Annotated in this window: 18 protein-coding genes; all 18 read right to left on the reverse strand. The window is 44.1% G+C overall.

Annotation, left to right across the window (positions count from 1 at the left end; all coding sequences use genetic code 11):
- Positions 1 to 195 precede the first annotated feature (195 nt).
- A complete protein-coding gene (locus ACHZC4_RS05755) occupies positions 196 to 1,026 on the reverse strand; it encodes a TSUP family transporter (RefSeq protein WP_394753057.1) in 831 nt (276 codons plus the stop codon).
- Between the two features lie 4 nt (positions 1,027 to 1,030).
- Positions 1,031 to 2,131, reverse strand: coding sequence for a DegT/DnrJ/EryC1/StrS family aminotransferase (locus ACHZC4_RS05760; protein ID WP_394752871.1), 1,101 nt, complete (start codon positions 2,129 to 2,131; stop codon positions 1,031 to 1,033).
- Positions 2,128 to 3,075, reverse strand: coding sequence for a Gfo/Idh/MocA family oxidoreductase (locus ACHZC4_RS05765; RefSeq protein WP_394752872.1), 948 nt, complete (start codon positions 3,073 to 3,075; stop codon positions 2,128 to 2,130). The genes ACHZC4_RS05760 and ACHZC4_RS05765 overlap by 4 nt, the downstream gene beginning before the upstream one ends.
- 136 nt (positions 3,076 to 3,211) lie before the next feature.
- Positions 3,212 to 5,896, reverse strand: coding sequence for an EAL domain-containing protein (locus tag ACHZC4_RS05770; protein ID WP_394752873.1), 2,685 nt, complete (start codon positions 5,894 to 5,896; stop codon positions 3,212 to 3,214).
- A 680-nt stretch (positions 5,897 to 6,576) separates the two neighbouring features.
- The gene (gene lpxA / locus ACHZC4_RS05775) at positions 6,577 to 7,350 is read right to left on the reverse strand and encodes an acyl-ACP--UDP-N-acetylglucosamine O-acyltransferase (RefSeq protein ID WP_394752874.1); all 774 of its coding nucleotides are present in this window, start codon (positions 7,348 to 7,350) and stop codon (positions 6,577 to 6,579) included.
- Positions 7,351 to 7,356: 6 nt separating this feature from the next.
- The gene (xerD, locus tag ACHZC4_RS05780; protein ID WP_394752875.1) at positions 7,357 to 8,241 is read right to left on the reverse strand and encodes a site-specific tyrosine recombinase XerD; all 885 of its coding nucleotides are present in this window, start codon (positions 8,239 to 8,241) and stop codon (positions 7,357 to 7,359) included.
- 127 nt (positions 8,242 to 8,368) lie between these two features.
- Complete coding sequence (locus ACHZC4_RS05785; protein ID WP_394752876.1) at positions 8,369 to 9,136, reverse strand: type III pantothenate kinase; 768 nt, start codon at positions 9,134 to 9,136, stop codon at positions 8,369 to 8,371.
- Positions 9,133 to 10,131: a bifunctional biotin--[acetyl-CoA-carboxylase] ligase/biotin operon repressor BirA gene (birA, locus tag ACHZC4_RS05790; RefSeq protein ID WP_394752877.1), complete on the reverse strand. Its 999-nt coding sequence runs from the start codon at positions 10,129 to 10,131 to the stop codon at positions 9,133 to 9,135. The genes ACHZC4_RS05785 and birA overlap by 4 nt, the downstream gene beginning before the upstream one ends.
- 169 nt (positions 10,132 to 10,300) lie before the next feature.
- Positions 10,301 to 10,843: a hypothetical protein gene (locus ACHZC4_RS05795; RefSeq protein WP_394752878.1), complete on the reverse strand. Its 543-nt coding sequence runs from the start codon at positions 10,841 to 10,843 to the stop codon at positions 10,301 to 10,303.
- A 31-nt stretch (positions 10,844 to 10,874) separates the two neighbouring features.
- The gene (locus ACHZC4_RS05800) at positions 10,875 to 11,543 is read right to left on the reverse strand and encodes a Bax inhibitor-1/YccA family protein (protein WP_394752879.1); all 669 of its coding nucleotides are present in this window, start codon (positions 11,541 to 11,543) and stop codon (positions 10,875 to 10,877) included.
- A 206-nt stretch (positions 11,544 to 11,749) separates the two neighbouring features.
- Entirely contained in the window at positions 11,750 to 12,883 is a 1,134-nt protein-coding gene (dapE, locus tag ACHZC4_RS05805; protein ID WP_394752880.1) for a succinyl-diaminopimelate desuccinylase, read from the reverse strand.
- Positions 12,880 to 13,224, reverse strand: a complete 345-nt coding sequence (locus ACHZC4_RS05810; protein ID WP_394752881.1) for an ArsC family reductase — start codon at positions 13,222 to 13,224, stop codon at positions 12,880 to 12,882. The genes dapE and ACHZC4_RS05810 overlap by 4 nt, the downstream gene beginning before the upstream one ends.
- A gap of 3 nt (positions 13,225 to 13,227) precedes the next feature.
- Positions 13,228 to 13,467 carry a hypothetical protein gene (locus ACHZC4_RS05815; protein WP_394752882.1) on the reverse strand — a complete coding sequence of 80 codons (240 nt, stop codon included), beginning with the start codon at positions 13,465 to 13,467 and terminating at the stop codon, positions 13,228 to 13,230.
- Between the two features lie 27 nt (positions 13,468 to 13,494).
- Entirely contained in the window at positions 13,495 to 14,262 is a 768-nt protein-coding gene (locus ACHZC4_RS05820) for a PD-(D/E)XK nuclease family transposase (protein ID WP_394752883.1), read from the reverse strand.
- 55 nt (positions 14,263 to 14,317) lie between these two features.
- Positions 14,318 to 16,210, reverse strand: a complete 1,893-nt coding sequence (gene parE, locus ACHZC4_RS05825; RefSeq protein WP_394752884.1) for a DNA topoisomerase IV subunit B — start codon at positions 16,208 to 16,210, stop codon at positions 14,318 to 14,320.
- Between the two features lie 237 nt (positions 16,211 to 16,447).
- A complete protein-coding gene (locus tag ACHZC4_RS05830; protein WP_394752885.1) occupies positions 16,448 to 17,263 on the reverse strand; it encodes a formylmethanofuran dehydrogenase subunit C in 816 nt (271 codons plus the stop codon).
- A complete protein-coding gene (gene fhcD, locus ACHZC4_RS05835) occupies positions 17,260 to 18,156 on the reverse strand; it encodes a formylmethanofuran--tetrahydromethanopterin N-formyltransferase (protein WP_394752886.1) in 897 nt (298 codons plus the stop codon). The genes ACHZC4_RS05830 and fhcD overlap by 4 nt, the downstream gene beginning before the upstream one ends.
- A gap of 119 nt (positions 18,157 to 18,275) precedes the next feature.
- Positions 18,276 to 18,572 carry a hypothetical protein gene (locus tag ACHZC4_RS05840; protein ID WP_394752887.1) on the reverse strand — a complete coding sequence of 99 codons (297 nt, stop codon included), beginning with the start codon at positions 18,570 to 18,572 and terminating at the stop codon, positions 18,276 to 18,278.
- Between the last annotated feature and the right edge of the window lie 2 nt (positions 18,573 to 18,574).

Consider the following 18,574-nt stretch of genomic DNA (forward strand, 5'->3'; position numbering starts at 1 on the left):
CAGTTTGCCATGCGAAAGTAGGGAATTGCCAAGCTCTTAACATCAAAACCCAAGCCGGGTGGCTTGGGTTTTTTTTTGTATTTTTAATGTGCTTGAAGAATCGAAGGCGCTCGAATGATCAATGACATTTACCTGTTATCAGAGCGCTTCAGGTTGAGTTTGTAGAACCGTGTGGTTCATGGCTTGATAAACCCATCACGTAATTGACAGCTGGAAATGGCAGTATAAGTATACTTTTACAACTTCAAAAACGCCATTTAGGTACACCGATAGTCCTAAGTTCATTAACCCCAAAGTACTCACGACGACTAAGCCACCACCCAAGAACCGTTTGAACAACAAATCATTACGCATAATGGCCGTATGGGCTTTTAAGCCTAGTAAATGACCTATAGCCGCAATAGGAATCAACATCAGCGCCGCCTGAAAATGCAGTTCCACCGATAAGGCAATAAAAGTGGTCATTTTAATGCTGACCAGAATAAACCACAGCACAAATAAGGTATCGCGTAATTTGTCTTTACTCACATGACGCATATACACCGCTACCATCAGTGGTGCGCCCGTTAACGAGGTTCCGGCTACATAGCCGCCAATCACCAGCAATAGCTTATCCACCCAATTATGATGACTTTCGATGGCACGGTTAAACAGCCAAACAAAACCGTAAAACAGCGTAATGGAATAAATGAAGGCATTGAGCCATAAAATAGGCAGATTCACTAAGCCAAACACGCCCACAATAGCCGGGGGAATAATATACACGGATGTCTGGCGCAAATAATACCAGTCGACATTATGCAAGCGCGTGGTTAACGTTAACCCTGAAAAAAACAGCAGATGTACACTAATAATCGGTAACCACAAGCGTGGATCATTGTGCACAAACAGCATTAAAGGTAAACCCAAAGCCGCGCCGCCAAAACCAAGGCCAGTACGTACAAAGCCTGTCCAAACGAATAAAACGGCAATAATCAGAGTTTGAGGTAGGCTAAAATCGAGCAGAATGGTATTGTTTATCAGAATGCTTTTATTCGTCCGTCAATACAGCTCTAATAATACCGGCAATAGTACAAATTGTTTGTTTTTCAAGAAATGGGCAAATAGGCAAAGAAAAACAGGTAGCCGCAACCGCTTCAGTAACGGGCAAACTCACAGCCGCGCATTCTGCCTTAAAAACATTTTGTCGATGCAAAGGTACCGGGTAATAAACGGCGCAGCTGATTTCACTAGCCTGCAAAGCTTGCATGATGTCATCGCGCCGATCGGATAATAAGGTGTACTGATGATAAACGTGCTCGCCTAAGCCATCTTCAAATGGCGTGACGAGCGGCAAATCTGCCAGTAATGCCGAATATAGCTGTGCGACATCGCGACGCGCTTGATTGTATTGATCAATGCGTTTTAATTTTGCCCGTAAAATCACTGCCTGCATCTCATCAAGACGGCTGTTATAACCGATAATATCGTGGTAATAACGCACATCTGAACCGTGATTGCGCAAACGGTTTATGTGCGCGGCACTGTCATCCGAGTTGGTGACAACCAGGCCACCATCACCAAATGCGCCCAGATTTTTACTGGGGAAAAAACTAAAACCAGAAGCATGACCTATTGCGCCAGTTTGTATGCCATTAATACTTGCACCAAAAGATTGGCAGCAATCTTCAATCAATTTTAAATTATGCTCGTCACATAGTTGTTTAATGCGTGCCATATCCGCAGGTTGCCCGAACAAATGTACCGGCATCACCGCTTTGGTTTTGGCAGTAATCGCTTGCTCTATGGCTTCTGGGGAAATATTAAAGGTTTTAGGATCAATATCGACAAAAACCGGAATAGCGCCGACATATTTAATAGCTTCGGCGGTCGCAATAAAGGTAAACGCTGTAGTAATGACCTCATCGCCGACACCGATGCCTTCAGCAAGCAATGCAAAATGCAGCGCATCGGTTCCAGAAGCCACGCCAATCGCGTGTTTTACACCCAAATAAGCGGCTGCTTCTTGCTCAAACGCATGCACATTTGGCCCTAGTATGAACGTGCAATTCGCTATCGTTTCTGCTAAACCTTGCTCTACCTCTTGTTTTATTTCAGCATACTGCGCTTTCAGGTTTACCATGGGTATCATTTTATAGGCCTGTTTGTATGTAATAATTCACCAATTTTTATGGCAGTCGCCAACGCACGTCGTCCTGCTGACCCCGAAACCAGCGGGTTTTCGCCAGTGTGAATACAGTTTACGAAATGTTGAATTTCTGCCAATAAAGCATCACCGCTTTCAAACACCGTTTCTTCCGTTTCTATTTCCGGAATACCCGGAAACATTTCTTTACTACCGGTACGATGTTGAGTTAACACCCGATTTTGAAAATCCACCGACACATAAGAAGAAGGCCGAAACAGACGCATCTTGCGTTCAAGCTTCATGCTAATCCGGCTGGCGGTTACATTGGCGACACAGCCATTTTTAAAAAGCAGCCGTACATTAGCAATATCAATACCCTCTGTCAGCACCGGCGTACCACTGGCATCTATGCGGTCTATCTCTGAATCTACCAATGCCAAAATAATGTCAATATCATGAATCATCAAATCGAGCACCACGCTAACATCATTAGCACGCGGATTAAACGGTGCCAACCGGTGTGCCTCAATAAACAAAGGCTTTTCTTCTCTGTCCAGCCCGATTATTGCAGGGTTAAAACGCTCCAAGTGTCCCACTTGCAACACCCGTTGCTTGGCCTTAGCCAAGGCAATCAGCTCATCGGCTTCTGCAACCGTAACGGTAATGGGTTTTTCAACTAAAACATGTGCACCTGCATTGAGAAAATCTTTGGCAACGCGGTAATGCAAAGTAGTGGGCACCACAATACTGACCGCATCTACATTACCCAGCAAAGACTGGTAGCTTGTGAGTGCAGCACTACCATGCTTATCCGCCACTGTTTGCGCGGCCACTTCATCAATATCGACTACCGCGACCAGCTCACAATCAGCTAAGCCAGCATATTTTTCAGCATGAAAGCGCCCCAAATAACCGGTGCCGATGACCGCACATTTTAATTTTTTCATGGGATTTAACCGTTAATTTTGAGCGTAGGGCACAGTTAATTCAGCCCAGGTTTGCTAGCCAACACAGCTAAAAATGCGGGTATTGTAAACGATTTCCTGAGGATCAAGGTTTTTAAAGTGCTGCCAACACTTTGCATCAGTCCAGCGGCGCAGGCGCACCGATGTAATAGCCCTGCACAAAATCAATGCCAATTTCTTTAAGAATATTCAAGGCTGCTTCGCTTTCAACTGATTCAGCCACGGTTTTTTTACCGTAAGCTTGAGCCACACCGGATAACGCTTTCACGAATACCTTGTCATCATCGCTTTTATCAATTTTACGGATAAATGAGCCGTCTATTTTTACATAAGCAATTGGGAAGCGATTAAGATAATACACTGAGGAAAAACCGACGCCGAAATTATCAAAGGCAATTAAATAGCCTAAGTCGTTAATTTGCGCAATCAAGCGATCAGCAGCGGCAAAATTGGAAATAATCGTGGTTTCGGCGATTTCGAAAATAATCTTGCCGGGATCAACATTTTTATCTTTAATTAACCAGGCAATATCATCAAAAATCGATACATCATTAAATAATCTGCCTGACAAATTAATCGTTAGTTTGTAGTCTTTACCTTGTTGATTTAATTCAATATGCTTTTGTACTACTTTTTTCAACACTAAACGATCTATTCTACCCGCTAAGCCAAGCTCCTCGGCATAATTAATAAAATCAGCCGGCATGATCAGCTCACCATCATCTTGTTGCAACCGAATCAGGCACTCAAAATGACTGATCACTTGGGTATTAAGATTGCGAATGGGTTGATAATAAAGAATAAACTTGTCTTGGGCGATGGCATTTTCAATGGTTTCTCGCCAATGTAACATAAGGTTGAGCTTGTCCTGATAATGACTGTCAGGCGAAAAAATGCGGTATTGACCATGCCCAGCAGCTTTAGCCTGATACATGGCGCGATCCGCATTTTTGAGTAACTCAGTCGTTATCAGGCCGTGTGATGGAAAAATAGCCACGCCAATACTGGCAGTAATTTTATAACGTTTGCCAGACAGATCAATGTCCTGTGCTAAAAGCACCCGGTTTATTTTTTGCGCAATATGATCGACACCATTCAGATCAGCATGGGGCATAATGAGTGCGAATTTATCGCCGCCAATGCGCGACAATAAATCCGTTAAGCGCATGGCATCTTTAAGTACGGTAGCGACATGCGTCAGTGCTTTGTCGCCAGCTTCACGGCCTTCCAGATCATTAATAACTTTAAATTTATCTAAATCCAAATAAAATAAGGCCACTTGATAACCGTACCGTTTGGCCGAAGCCAATTCCAGCATGAAATCCTCTTCAAACTTTCGGCGGTTACTCAGTCCGGTCACATAATCGTAGGTTGCCATCCGAAGCATTTTTTCCTGCGCTATTTTGCTAACGCTGATATCAATTCCTAACGTTAAAATAACGGCTTCATCACTGTATCCGTTAACCTTTATTATCGTATGCCACCAGGAAATTTCTTTTTGTCTACTGTCTTTAGTCACCAAAAACCCAGTTATCTGGAACTGTTTTTCTCCTCTATCTAGTCTTAGGTTACTGAGCTTTTTAAGGTGTTCGCGTTCGGATTCGGGGAGAAATATATCAAACACTTTACCCACAATAGAATGTCGATCGGTTTCAAAACCATTAATACCGGCCTGATTGACATTTAAAATAATACCGTTCAATTTTTGGGTCAGGATAATAACAGGCGCAACTTCGATAAGTTGATAAATAAAATCCCGTTCTTTAGCCAAATGCTGGCTTTTTTCCATTAATTCACAGGTGTTGCCATGTACTTCCTGCTCACTATTTTGCAATTTGTTGACTAGCGCTAAAGCCGCGTGATTCAGCTTATCCAATTCATCAGGGCCGTAGCGTACATTTTTAATGATGAGTTGCTCTCGAAATGAAGCGTATTGATTTTGCAATAGTAACGGAAAAGCCTTTGATAATTTGCCGACGCGTTTCAAGCAATCTTGTAGTGTTAAAATCAATAGCAGCAGTACACAAACTAATGCAATTACCCCGTATAACCACATTTGTTGTGCTTGTTTTTGCAGATATTTAACATTTGATGTCACATCATCTACTAATAAAAAATAGGCAGGACTGTCTAAATTAGACGTATTTTGTGGCTGAATAGACAGCACACCGACATCAAAGAAACGGCCTGTCAGCTCTACCAGTTTCCGGCGATTTAAAAAATCACTGATCGGGTAATTAGCTGAAATGAATTCAAAAAGAGGAATATTTTGTTCAGCCAAATTAGCCGTTGATAATTTATAAGACCAGCGATGATTATTGGCATCAACATGGGTATTGGCAATCAAAATACTCATATCTGATCCGCTAGCGCGTTTGTACTTATCAATAATATAGCCAAACGAACGTACCGTGCTGAATAATCCTTGCGTTGCCAGTTCCCCCAATGGTGAAATAAGCTGTTGAAAACAATCGCTAACACAAAGAACACGTTGTTCAGGTAACGCTTTTTTTAAAACGCTCGGCACGGCTAATTTTGGCAACAGGACAGCATTACCCCAAGATTTAACAGACTCGCCTTTTTTATCAAACACGGTGGCATTTTCCAATCGCCAATTTAATTGCCATTGTGGCCAGTTTTTATCAATAACATCCCAATTCTGAGGCAGAAGTTTTGTCTTTTGAACTGGAGTATGCCGGAGTGAGGTAACCAAAGAAGCAAATTGTTGCAGTGCCAAGAACGAATCTTCCGTTAAGGCGTTAGCCAAGCCGACATGACTTGTGTAAACAGTATTTCTATCCATGACAAAATTAGCCTTGGCATTGAGATAGTTTAGGTATGAAAAAAAACTATGCAATATGAGAAGGACACCACCTATTAAGAGCGTCACTTTCCATCTTAAGCTAAAAAACAGTTTGGTCTTTTCCATTTAATTACTATTCAAAAAATTGCACGTCACACAATTTTAAATCCTTTGATTTATAAGGTCATTAGCTGTAATTACTCGGGTAAATTCAGTGCGATAACGATTATCATCACTGAATTTACACGCTTAAACATTATTTTTTTACGTTGGGAAAGCACGCTAATACTGATAAGAAGTGATCAATATTAGCAAGCACCTCATGACGTGAGAAACAGCAATTGCCAACAAGATTATTGATTTCCCGTGGTCTTTAGGAAATAAGTAAACCATGGTAATTCAACAGCATATTAGAAAGTTTGTTAAACCATTAAGTCATTTGTGCGCGATAAATGCCACCTTAAACATTTCTACGACACTATAAACCTTACAGCACAAACTGCAACAAGCAATACATATTAGTTGACATTATTTTAAAAACGTAAAAAGTAACGAACAAAATTCCTTCAAGAAATCATTTGCCCGCCCATTCAAACGGTTTTCTAAATATGTGGACTTAGCTACAGCTAACGTTTTAATGTCATAAAATATAATGGATTGCATTAATGGCAGATCCGGCATTAAGCAGATATATCAACAAACCCGTGCAAACCACGTTTAGATTTTACTGACAGCCAATCTTTTAAATACTTTAACTCTAGCGTTTCGGGTAACTCATCCAGATTTTTTTTATTTTTTAACAGCCTGAAAGCTTGAGCAAGCACTGCGTAGCGATCGCCGGTAATGCCTGCGCGTCGTAAGCCTACCGTGTTTAATTTATAGTGCCGGGCAGGACGGCCGCCAATCAGCATAAAGGGTATAACATCCATATTGAGTCCCGTGGTACCTTGCACAATCGCAAACGATCCTATGCGGCAAAATTGATGGACGACCACAGCTCCGCCCATAAAAACATTATGGCCAACATCCACAAAACCACCGATAGCGACATTATTGGCAAAAATAGTTTTGTCGCCAATCCGGCAATCATGAGCGACGTGGCTGTTATTCATAAAATAACAATCGCTACCAATGAGGGTTTCTGCATGTTCCTTGGTGGCGCGGTGTGCAGTAAAGCCTTCTCGGAATACATTATTATCCCCACAAACCAGCCACGAAACCGTTTCTGCTTTAAAACTGGTATCTTGCGGCAAACCACCCAAAACAGCGTGCGGATGCAAAGTATTGCCACACCCCATTTTTACATGGCCATGCACGACAGCATGTGCCCCTATATGGCAGTTCGCGCCAATAACTGCACCCGTTTCAATCACCGCAAAAGGGCCTACGGTAGTATTTTCACCCAGCGAAATAGCTGAACCTAAATAAGCAGTCGGGTGTATGCGTTGTGTCATGTGATTCTATCCTCTGGGATGATATTTTGCATGTAATTCTTTTAGACGTTCGCGGGCAATGTGGGTATAAATCTGGGTTGTGGATAAATTTGAATGCCCAAGCAACAGTTGTACAACCCGTAAGTCCGCGCCATGATTAAGTAAATGGGTTGCAAATGCGTGCCGCAAGGTATGCGGCGATAAGTCTTTTTTAATATCGGCTTTTTTGGCATAACGTTTAATAATATGCCAAAAAGCCTGCCGGGTCATTGGATCAGCTCGGTTAGTCACGAATAAATAATCTGACTGCCGACCATTAAGCAGCGTTTTTCGGCTGTTATTGATATAGTTTTCCAGCCAGCTAATCGCTTCTTCGCCGATGGGCACCAAACGTTCCTTATCGCCTTTGCCGGTGATTCTGACCCAGCCCTGATTAAAATTTACCTGTTCAAACTTTAGGTTGATCAGCTCTGATACTCGAAGCCCTGTGGCATACAAAGTTTCCAGCATGGTTTTATCTCGAAAACCCAGTAAATTACCGGCTTCAGGTCCTGCCAACAATAACTCGACATCATTCTCAGTCAGCGCAGTAGGTAATGATTGCGCTATACGAGGGGCGGCTATCATTGCTGTCGGATCAACAGCAATAAAGCTTTCACGCATATAGTAACCATAAAAGCGCTTTAAACTCGACAAGGTTCGCGCTAATGAGCGTTTACCGATACCTGTGCCATGACGGTACGCCATAAAACCAGAAATTTGGCTCTTATCAACATCCAACAATTTTATATCGGCTAACCAAAGGTTGAAAATATGCAAATCACTGGCATAAGCGGCTAAGGTATTCTTGCTTAATCCTTGCTCAACCCAAATCGCGTCCAAGAATTGATTTATTAATTTTTCGGCATCCATATCTCTGTGTGTCTCCAAAATTACTATTAGGCTATTGGTGTTTTAACACCTATAACATTAGCCTAACTCTGAGTATTTTGCAGAAGTAACGTTTATGGGTGGCTTTATCTACACACTTTAACTGGGTTTATAAAATAACCGTCGATGCCAAACTGGGTATTTTTACGGCGTATTCTTCCGAGACGTAAATTAATCCCCGCAATACCAAATTATCATCAATAATGGCTTCACAAGCCAGTTGGGTTGAGATAATGCCAGCATCACCACCGGTTAAAATCAGCTGTATCGGCTTGGGTTGCTGGGCAATTACCCGTTCTATCAACCCACAAGCCGCTGACAAAATACCACTGAATATTGCCGACTCTGTGCTGTTGGCCAATCCGACCGTATAATTTTGTTCACTTAACGGTAGCTGGTGCGTACCGTGCGCTAATGAGTGCCGCATCAGTGTTAATCCTGGACAAATCAAACCGCCCTGATGATTACCATCCCCCGTCATTACATCAACGGTTATTGCCGTACCGCAATCAACAATGCAAAGCGTTTGATGGTAACTATGATGGGCGGCAATTAAGGCCAACCAACGATCAACACCTAACTTTTCCGGTTGCTCATAAGCATTACGCACACCACATTGAGATGCCAGCGATTGAGCCTTAATAACGGGGCTATGGGGCCATAAAAAAGTAGCTGCCGAACTTATCAGCTCTATAATTTGTGGTGAATTAACACAGGACAGGGCGATGAGTTGTGGTGAAACTAGGGCTTGCCAGGTATCTATAAGTACCTGAGAGCTGATATGGCTGTTGACCAGCACGCCAGTCGCCATGATTTCACCTTGGTCAGCAAGACCCCATTTTAAACGGGTATTGCCAATATCGACCAGCAATCTCATAAGGTAGCGTTATGAAAACTGACTTCGCCAGAAGCATAGGCTTGGGTAAGGCCATCTGCGTGTTGCAGCAATAATAGACCTTTGTCATCAATGCCTTGCACGATGCCTTCGATGGTTTGATTGCCGATATACAAACACGCTGGCTTACCTTTTAAGCTGTCAAGCGTTCGCCATTCATCGAGATAAGCGGCGATACCTGCTGTTTCAAAATCCGCTATAACAGGGATAAGATGATTTAATAATGTAGCCGCGAGTGTATTTCGGCAGATTTTTTTAGAGCCAGGCAATCGACCTAAATCAGTCCAGGGCTGGGTAATTTTTTCGGCTTCGGTAGCCGGTAAATGTACATTAAGCCCAAGACCAATGACCGCACTGCAAGGCCCGCTGGCTTCACCGGAAACTTCAATCAATATGCCACCCAGCTTTTTGCCTTGGCTGTATAAATCATTAGGCCACTTTAGTTCAATACCTTCAATCTCTAACTGATTTAAAGCTCTAATCACCGCCACGCCAATTGCCAAACTTAAACCGGCAATTTCTCCGAGTCCGCTTTCCGGAAACCGCCACAGAATTGACAGATAAATATTGCTGCCAAATGGCGACACCCAGTCGCGTCCGCGTCTGCCTTTACCTGCGGTTTGATGCTCAGCAAAGCAGACAATACCTGAAGCATCGCCTTGTTGTGATTTTTGCGATAAATAGCTATTGGTAGAATCAAGCTGATCATGGACTTCCAGTAAAAAAATGTGGGCTCGGCTGCTATCATCCAAAGCAGCGGTAATTTTGGCGTGATCCAATAATTCCAGGCGTTTATTCAAGCGATAACCCCTGCCGCTAATACCCGTGTAATGTAGACCTAATTCCGTTAAACCGTTTAATTGCTTCCAAATTGCCGAACGGCTTAAGCCTAACGTTTCAGCCAATTCCTCTCCGGAATGGAATTCTCCATTAGCCAATAAAGCCAGTAATTTTTTTTGTTTATCGGTAATAGGCATACAAAGCTCCTGTAAAGATCAAATGCAAGTACATGTATAGCACATGATTTTAAAAGCTTAGAAGTGTATTTTGATGGTAAGCCTTAGCCTACCTTTAAAAAAAAGAAATCGAGGAAGATTTATTTAGAAAATCCCCTTGATCCTTCTTTTTTAAAAGGGAATGGGACAATTAGCTGTGTTCAACGCGCTTTTGAGAAGACTGGGATTTTTCCAGGGCTTTATTAAAATCCTGCAACTGACGCTTTAATTGGTCGCCAAAGCTTTCCAGGCCTTTTTCAATCAACGGCACTTGTTGTTGTAACTGCTCACCAAAAGTTTCGCCAATATTTTGTAGCTCATTGACTATACCCTGGAACGGAATCATAGAAATATTCATACGGGTTTGCTGATAATCGACTTTCCATACATCATCTTCTTTAAGCAACGCCGTATTAAACGAAACCTTTTTATTGTTTTGGGACAGCATAGTTACAACTGTGGCGCTGTCGCCATCCAATGTCATGGCACCAATCTGCACTAAAGAAAATTTGCTGGCTTCATCGGTAGCAAGAGAGGTTTGGCTGTCTTTAGTAACATAATTTTGCGCCGTTTTTAAATTGCCCGCAATAAAAGCCTGCCAAAACGCGGAGGTCACCGTGTCGGGTGTGGTTTCTGCCACGGTTTGACACGCGGCAAGTAAAACAGAAATGCCCACCAGCCTAATCAAAACCATCAGGCTGGTAAAGCAGTTAAAGCATATCGAATTAATCGTCGCCACCAAAAATCCCCAGTATTTGCAACAAGCTCAAAAACAAGTTGTAAATGGAAACGTACAAAGAAACGGTCGCTAAAATATAATTGGTTTCGCCGCCGTGAATAATTTCACTGGTTTGAAACAAAATCATGCCGGACATCAGCAAAATAAACATAGCTGAAACGGCAATGGATAAGCCAGGTAATGAGAAAACCATCGCGCCAATACCAGCCAAAAAGGCCACTAGCACGCCCACCATTAAAAAACCGCCCAGGAAACTAAAATCTTTACGGCTAGTTAAAGCATAAGCAGAAAGCCCTAGAAAAATAACACCTGTGCCGCCTAATGCTGTCATTACCAGCTGATGACCATTACTAAAAGACTGCACGTACATGCTAATAATGGGGCCTAAAGTTAAACCCATGAAGCCGGTTAAAGCAAATACAGACACCAAGCCCCAAGCACTGTTACTGAGTTTTGTTGTTAAATACAACAATCCAAAATAACCTACCATGGTGACTATCATACCGGGATGCGGCATATTAAAGTACATGGCCGCTCCCGCAGTCATGGCACTGAATAATAAGGTCATTGCCAATAACGTATAGGTGTTTCTTAACATTTTGTTGGCGGATAATATTTGTGTATCCGACCGAGTTACCGCAGTATTCAAATTCATTTTAGTTAAACTCCTTAAATTAAAACAGCACTGCTAAGACATTTGAAGAATCAAGATGTTCAGCGTTACCAGCAAAAAATCAACAATACACCGAGGTTTCGTAAGGGTAGGGTACATCCATCTGATTGGCCTTGTAAATAGCCAAAACGTATCCACCTCATGAATAAAGATGCTCAGCAGTTATAAAGTCCAAGATTAATGAAAAATTAAACCCTAATTAATAAATTAACTAAAATCTGTTCATAAATTTCGGACAAAATTTCTAAATCATCCAGGCCAATACATTCATTAATTTTATGTATGGTTTCGTTAAGAGGCCCTAATTCAATGACCTGTGCGCCAGTTGGTGCAACAAATCGGCCATCCGATGTACCACCGCCAGTATCATCTTTCGTCTCAAAACCAGTCACCGATTTAATCGCCACATGCGCTGCATCAATCAATGCGCCAGATGCCGTTAAGAACGGATTGCCCGACAAGCGCCAGTGCAATTCATAGTTAAAGCCGTATTGATCTAAAATAGCATGGGTGCGCTGTTTAATGGTGGCTTCATCCAGCTCGGTAGAAAAACGCAGGTTAAACTGGGCTTCCAAAGACCCTGGAATAATATTTTCCGCTCCGGTACCGGAATTGATATTAGAGACTTGCAAACTGGTGGGTGGAAAACAACTGTTACCGTGATCCCAGACTTCTTCAGTTAAGGCTTTTAATGCCGGTGCAAAGCTATGGATAGGGTTATTACCCAGCTCAGGGTAAGCGACATGGCCTTGAATGCCCAGCACCGTCAACTTGGCACATAACGATCCCCGCCGACCGACACGGATAACATCGCCCAGCTTTTTATCACTGGATGGCTCGCCCACCAAACACCAGTCAATTTTTTCGTTGCGCTGTTCCAGTACTTCAATAACTTTGACTACACCGTGTGTAGCGATACCTTCTTCATCGCTGGTCATCATCACCGCAATTGAGCCTTGGTGATCGGGATATTTAGCCACAAAGCGCTCCACAGCTGTCATAAACGCAGCAATACCGCCTTTCATATCAGCAGCACCACGACCGTACAGTTTGCCATCACGGGCAGTCGGTTCAAACGGTGGCGACAGCCATTTATCCAGTGGCCCAGTCGGTACCACGTCGGTATGGCCTAAAAAGGTGAACAACGGCCGTTGCTTACCACGGCGCAGCCACAGGTTTTGGGTGTCGCCAAAATCCAGGCGTTCTTCGATAAAATTTAGTTTGGCCAAACGCTCTGCCAACACATCTTGGCAACCTTCATCCAGTGGAGTTACCGACTGGCGGCGGATCAGGTCTTGCAGTAATTCCAGGGTTTCACTCATAGTAGTTCGGTGCGGTAAACGTCAGCTTTAAAACCGATCAACAGCGTATTGTCTCTTTGTAAAATAGGACGTTTAATTAAAGTAGGTATAGCCAGCATTAATTGCAATGCCGTTGCTTGGGTTATGTCGGTTTTTTGTTCATCGGAAAGCTGTCGCCAGCTGGTGCTGCTGCGATTGAGCATGATTTTCCAACCCAATCGTGCTTCAAAATTCACTAGTTGCTCATAACTTAAATCATCCACGCGGTAATCGTGAAAGCGATAAGCGATGGCATTTTCATCCAACCATTGCCGCGCTTTTTTAACCGTATCGCAGTTTTTTATGCCATACAGCGTGTGCATCACTTACAGCGGATCATTCAGTAATTCATCAAGACTCGGCAACTGTTTATCGGCTTTGCAGCGGCCTTTGTAAAAATCGACAAACTCCATAAATGCCTGCTCCAGATCGCCTAAAACCTCTTCTTCATCTTCGCGTTCATCGGCGGGCACATCAGTGGATTCCACATACTCACGTTGCAGGGCTGCTTCGCTGTTAAGGGCAAGCAGGGCGTAGATGATGGCGTTGTTTGATAATTCTGTCATGATATTTTTTTTAGATTTAAGGTTATTTTAAAGGTTATTTAATGCGGCAATGTCTTCGGATGTTAAGCCAGTTGCATTGATGATAGCGTGTTCATCCAGTCCCATCGCCCGCAAATTTTTAACAATGTTCGCCACTTGAGCGTTTATCAATTCACGCTGGTTATATTCTTCAAACATGGCCGCCCGCTCGGTCGGCGTAATGCCATCTTTTTCAATGGAATCAAATGTTTTTTGGATCATTGCGTCATGGTAATGACTTTCATCGACTTCTTCATCCAGGGTATCCTGGATGGCAGCTAGCCACTCCCTATAGGCTTTAGGAGTGTTGTCATTGACATACTTGGGGCATAAATACAGCACTTTATGCGGGATTTCGTTAACACCATTGCCTTGCAAATCTTTCGGGTCAAAGTCGATAGTCAGCACATCTTTTTGATGCCTATCACCCGACGTTAACACGACAATGGTAAACACTTTTAAGGCTGGGCGATAATTTTTGGCCTTGGCAATTTGTTCTAGTAAAGCCACGCAATGGTAATGCAAAAACCGATCGTAGTGGTCGGCATTTTGTGCGTGTTGGATGTCGACAATAATGCGGTTCTTATCATCTTGCGCGAACAAATCGAAACGCGAATCCACATAACCCACCGTGGGTTTAAAGGATTTTTCCGTTTCAACCTTGTCAATTTCAAGCTCTATACCCAATACCGCCTTAACAAAGGCTTTAAAAATATCCGGTTGGGAAAAGGCTTTCTTAAAGATGACACCGTAGCGTAATGAAGCGACTTGTTTCATGGCTAGTCCTTGGGCAATTGGTGGGCAAAAAAGCGTTGCTCACCCTACTAAATCATCAGGCTATATCGGCTAGATTACCCCGCGTTTCCAACCAAGACTTCCTATCTTGCGAACGCTTTTTAGCCAGCAGTAAATCTAGTTGATCATGGGTATCGTTGCTGTCGTCTATGGTCAATTGTACCAGTCTTCGCGTGTCAGGATTCATGGTAGTTTCACGCAATTGGCTGGGATTCATCTCGCCCAAGCCTTTAAAGCGCTGCACGTTGATCTGGCCTTTAAGCTTTTCGGCCGCGATACGATCCAGTACGCCTTGGCGCTCGCTATCATCCAGCGCATAAAATACCCGCTTGCCAACATCAATCCGGTACAACGGCGGCATAGCAACAAACACATGGCCAGCACGTATCATCGGCCTAAAATGCTGGTAGAACAACGCGCAAATCAGCGTGGCAATGTGGTTGCCGTCCGAATCGGCATCGGCCAGTATGCACACCTTGCCATAGCGCAAATACTGCAAATCACTGGAACCTGGCTCTATGCCCAAAGCCACAGCAATATCATGGACTTCCTGTGAAGCCATTACCTGGCTGGATTCCACTTCCCAGGTGTTCAAGATTTTACCGCGCAACGGCATGATGGCCTGAAAATCACGGTCGCGTGCCTGTTTGGCCGAACCACCGGCAGAATCGCCTTCCACCAAAAACAGTTCAGTACGTTTTAAATCTTGCGCGGAGCAATCAGCCAATTTGCCGGGCAACGCAGGCCCTGAAGTAATCTTTTTGCGGATGATTTTTTTATTGGATTTTAACCGTTTTTGGGCGCTGGAAATAATAATTTCGGCAATTTTTTCACCTTCAGCCGGATGCTGGTTTAACCATAAACTAAAGCTGTCTTTAGAAACACCTGACACAAACGCCACGCATTCGCGCGAACTCAAGCGTTCTTTGGTTTGGCCGGAAAACTGCGGGTCTTCCAGTTTGACCGCCAACACAAAATGGCAGTTTTCCCAGACATCTTCCGGTGCCAGCTTAACGCCGCGTGGCAAAATATTGCGGATGTCGCAGAACTCACGCATGGCTTCGGTCAAGCCTGCGCGTAGGCCATTAACATGGGTTCCTCCTTGCGCGGTTGGTACTAGATTGACATAGCTTTCGGCCAACGCCTCTTCAGGGTTTTCTATCGACCAGACAATACCCCATTCGACGGCCTCGTGGTTGGCAGCCATATTGCCCATGAAAGGCGAAACTGGACTGAATTCAATATCGCCGACCCGATCCAGCAGATATTCGCGCAAGCCATCCTGATAACACCACTGGTATTCCTCATCCGTGCCATCAACCTTCAGGCTAATTTTTAGGCCAGAACACAGCACCGCCTTAGCACGCAATACATGCTTAAGCTTTACCACCGAAATTTTATTGGAATCAAAGTATTTTTCATTCGGCCAGAACTTGACTGACGTGCCAGTATTGTTGCGGCCTACCGTGCCGGTTTCGGTCAATTCGGTGAGTTTATGGCCATCGGCAAATTCTATGTGATAGACCTTGCCGTTGCGTTTGACTTCCACTTCCAGCTTGGCCGACAAGGCATTCACCACCGACACGCCCACGCCATGCAAACCGCCGGAAAATTGGTAGTTTTTGTTGGAAAACTTACCACCCGCATGCAGTTGGGTTAAGATGACTTCTACGCCAGGAATGCCTTGTTCGGGGTGTATATCCACCGGCATCCCACGACCATCATCGCTGACCAGCACCGAGCCATCTTTATATAAAACCACATCGATGCTTTTGGCATGGCCAGCGATGGCTTCATCAACGCTGTTATCGACAACTTCTTGCACCAGATGGTTGGGGCGGGTGGTGTCTGTGTACATGCCAGGACGCTTTCTGACCGGATCCAGACCACTTAAGACTTCAATGGCCGACGCGTTATATTCGTTACTCATGTGTTGCTGTTATCCTGATGCACTGTTTGTTCCATTGTATTTTTGTTTGTCCACGAAAAGCACGAAAGACACGAAAAATCTGTTGTTGAAAAATTGGCCTACCCAAAAGTAGGGTGGATAATAGCAACTCATCCACCCTACATAAATATGCTTGTGAATCTCATTCTATAAGACAGGGCAGTTTTAAAAATCTTTTTTTCGTGCTTTTCGTGTCTTTCGTGGACAAGTCCTCTTTAGCTATTTGATCTTGACCAATACCTCAGCCTTGCCCATTTCCGACATATCACCGGCATAGCGCTGCACACGGTTAAACGCCACCGACGCATCGGCAAACTTGGAATTAAACTTTTTAAACGAATTAAATAATAGCGGTAAAAAGCCTAAAGTGTGTGATCCACAATCATTAAAGCTGGCCGACAGTTGCGGTGGATTCCACAATAACAGCGTACCCCGTCGCATGGCATAACCTAAATAACGTCCGGTTTGCCCCATAACGGCGATGGTTCCGGCCGTCATACGCGAACCACAGTAATCACCCGCATTGCCTTCAATCAAAATAGTGCCACGACGTAAATGATCGCCCACCCGCTCACCGGCATTGCCTTTAATTAAAATGGTGCCGCCCTTCATGCCCATTTTATTGCCAGGTAACGCAGCGCCCAAAAAGTCGCCGACGTTGCCGCCAATTTCCAGATAACCTTTTTTCATCTCGCAAGCGGCGTATAAACCTGCATTACCTGTCACTTTAACCTCGCCGTTTTTCATGCCCATCGCCAAATACGCACCGGCATCGCCTTCCACAGTAATGCTGCCGCCATCCAGTTCCTTGCCGATAAAGTCCAGTTTCTCGAAGCTGTTTTTTATGACGATAGCCTGGGCATCTTCACCGGAAATATCAAACACCTGATCGACGCGTAACTTGAGCTTACCACTTTGCAGCTCAAGCGCGGCAATTTGTGCAACGGTTTTTCCCTGTAATAACTGACAGACCAAAGGTGACATGTCCACGCGCTGTTTGGGCTGGTATTTTAAGGTGAAGGTTAACGCGCTCATGCCATGATCTCCTGTAAATGAAAGTGAAACGGCCCCAGTTTACCGCCGTAATTTCCCGCGCTAATACGTTTGATACCGTTGGCCGCCCCCAAGTCGCACACCGCCTGGATGCCAACGCGCATGGCCTTGTCGATGTCTTCTTTGGTTAAACCATCGATAACAATTTCCATGACCGATTCAATTTCCGGTGACAATTCGGTTTTGGTCAAGCCTTTTAGCGTGGGGCAAAACGCATCGTTAGTTGAGGCGTTCAAAGTCGTATATTTTGAGCCGACTTTAGAGCCAGAGCGTACTACGCCACCAGGAAATGGCATGATCACGCCAGGCACTTTTTGCATTACTTCAATAGCCGCCTCACAAGCAGTCAAGGCTTGTTCTTGCGACTGCGCCAACACCAAAAAATTACCGCCGCCAATGGCGCTGACTTGTCCGGTGGTGGCTTCGGTTAAAAATTCGCCATCCATGACCGGTATGCGCCAATAGCGTTTACCGTTAATCACTTTGGCGATTTGGAAGCCGTCGCCAAAATAACGCAGGTTTTTGCCAAGCGGAATTTTAATATCGCTGTCGATACCGGCAAATAATGCCGATGTCGGTGAGGTTAACACGCATTGTCCGGCGCGGGTTTCCAGCTGTTTAGCTAAGCCTTTGCCACCCATCGCAAAAATCATCACGGCGACACCAGGGCGACCATCTGGGGTTTCGGAAGGCTCTAGTATTCTATCGATGCCGGCTTCACAGCCACAGGCGATTACCGAGGTGGCAAAGCCGGTCATGGCTTGTGCTGAAATCATTGCCCATTTTGCGTTGTGCGCGGTGATAATGGCGCGGGTGGCTTTCATAGGGAACGCTTCCGCAAAGGTTGCGTCGATGGTTACACCGTTAATAATCATATTGTTATGCTCATTGTTAATATCTTTTTCTGGTGTTGAATATTATTTATGGATTGAGAATAGTATTTGCTAAGTCAGCTTCTCTTCTAGCTCTTTTAATGTTACTTGATGCAAGAAATCTATTTCAGACATTCAAAATCTTCAATACCGATGCAAGGCTCTATTAAATCACCGGTAATCTTGCTTTTACCTTCGATAGAGGTAGGTGGCTGCCGCCTTTTTTCTTTAATTGTCTGGTATTCCTCATCAGTCATTTCAGGGCTATCGAGCAGAAATCGCTGAAAATCGCTGCTATCTGCATCGTCGTCATCCGCAGATAAAATAATCAACTCTACCCGTTTGGCGGTAAAGTTTTTAGGCAGATTTATGTGGATACTGCCGTCAATGACTTCTGTGTATTGTTTGATGGCTTGCATAT

The organism is Crenothrix sp. (genome assembly GCF_043729335.1).
Lineage (GTDB): Bacteria > Pseudomonadota > Gammaproteobacteria > Methylococcales > Methylomonadaceae > Crenothrix.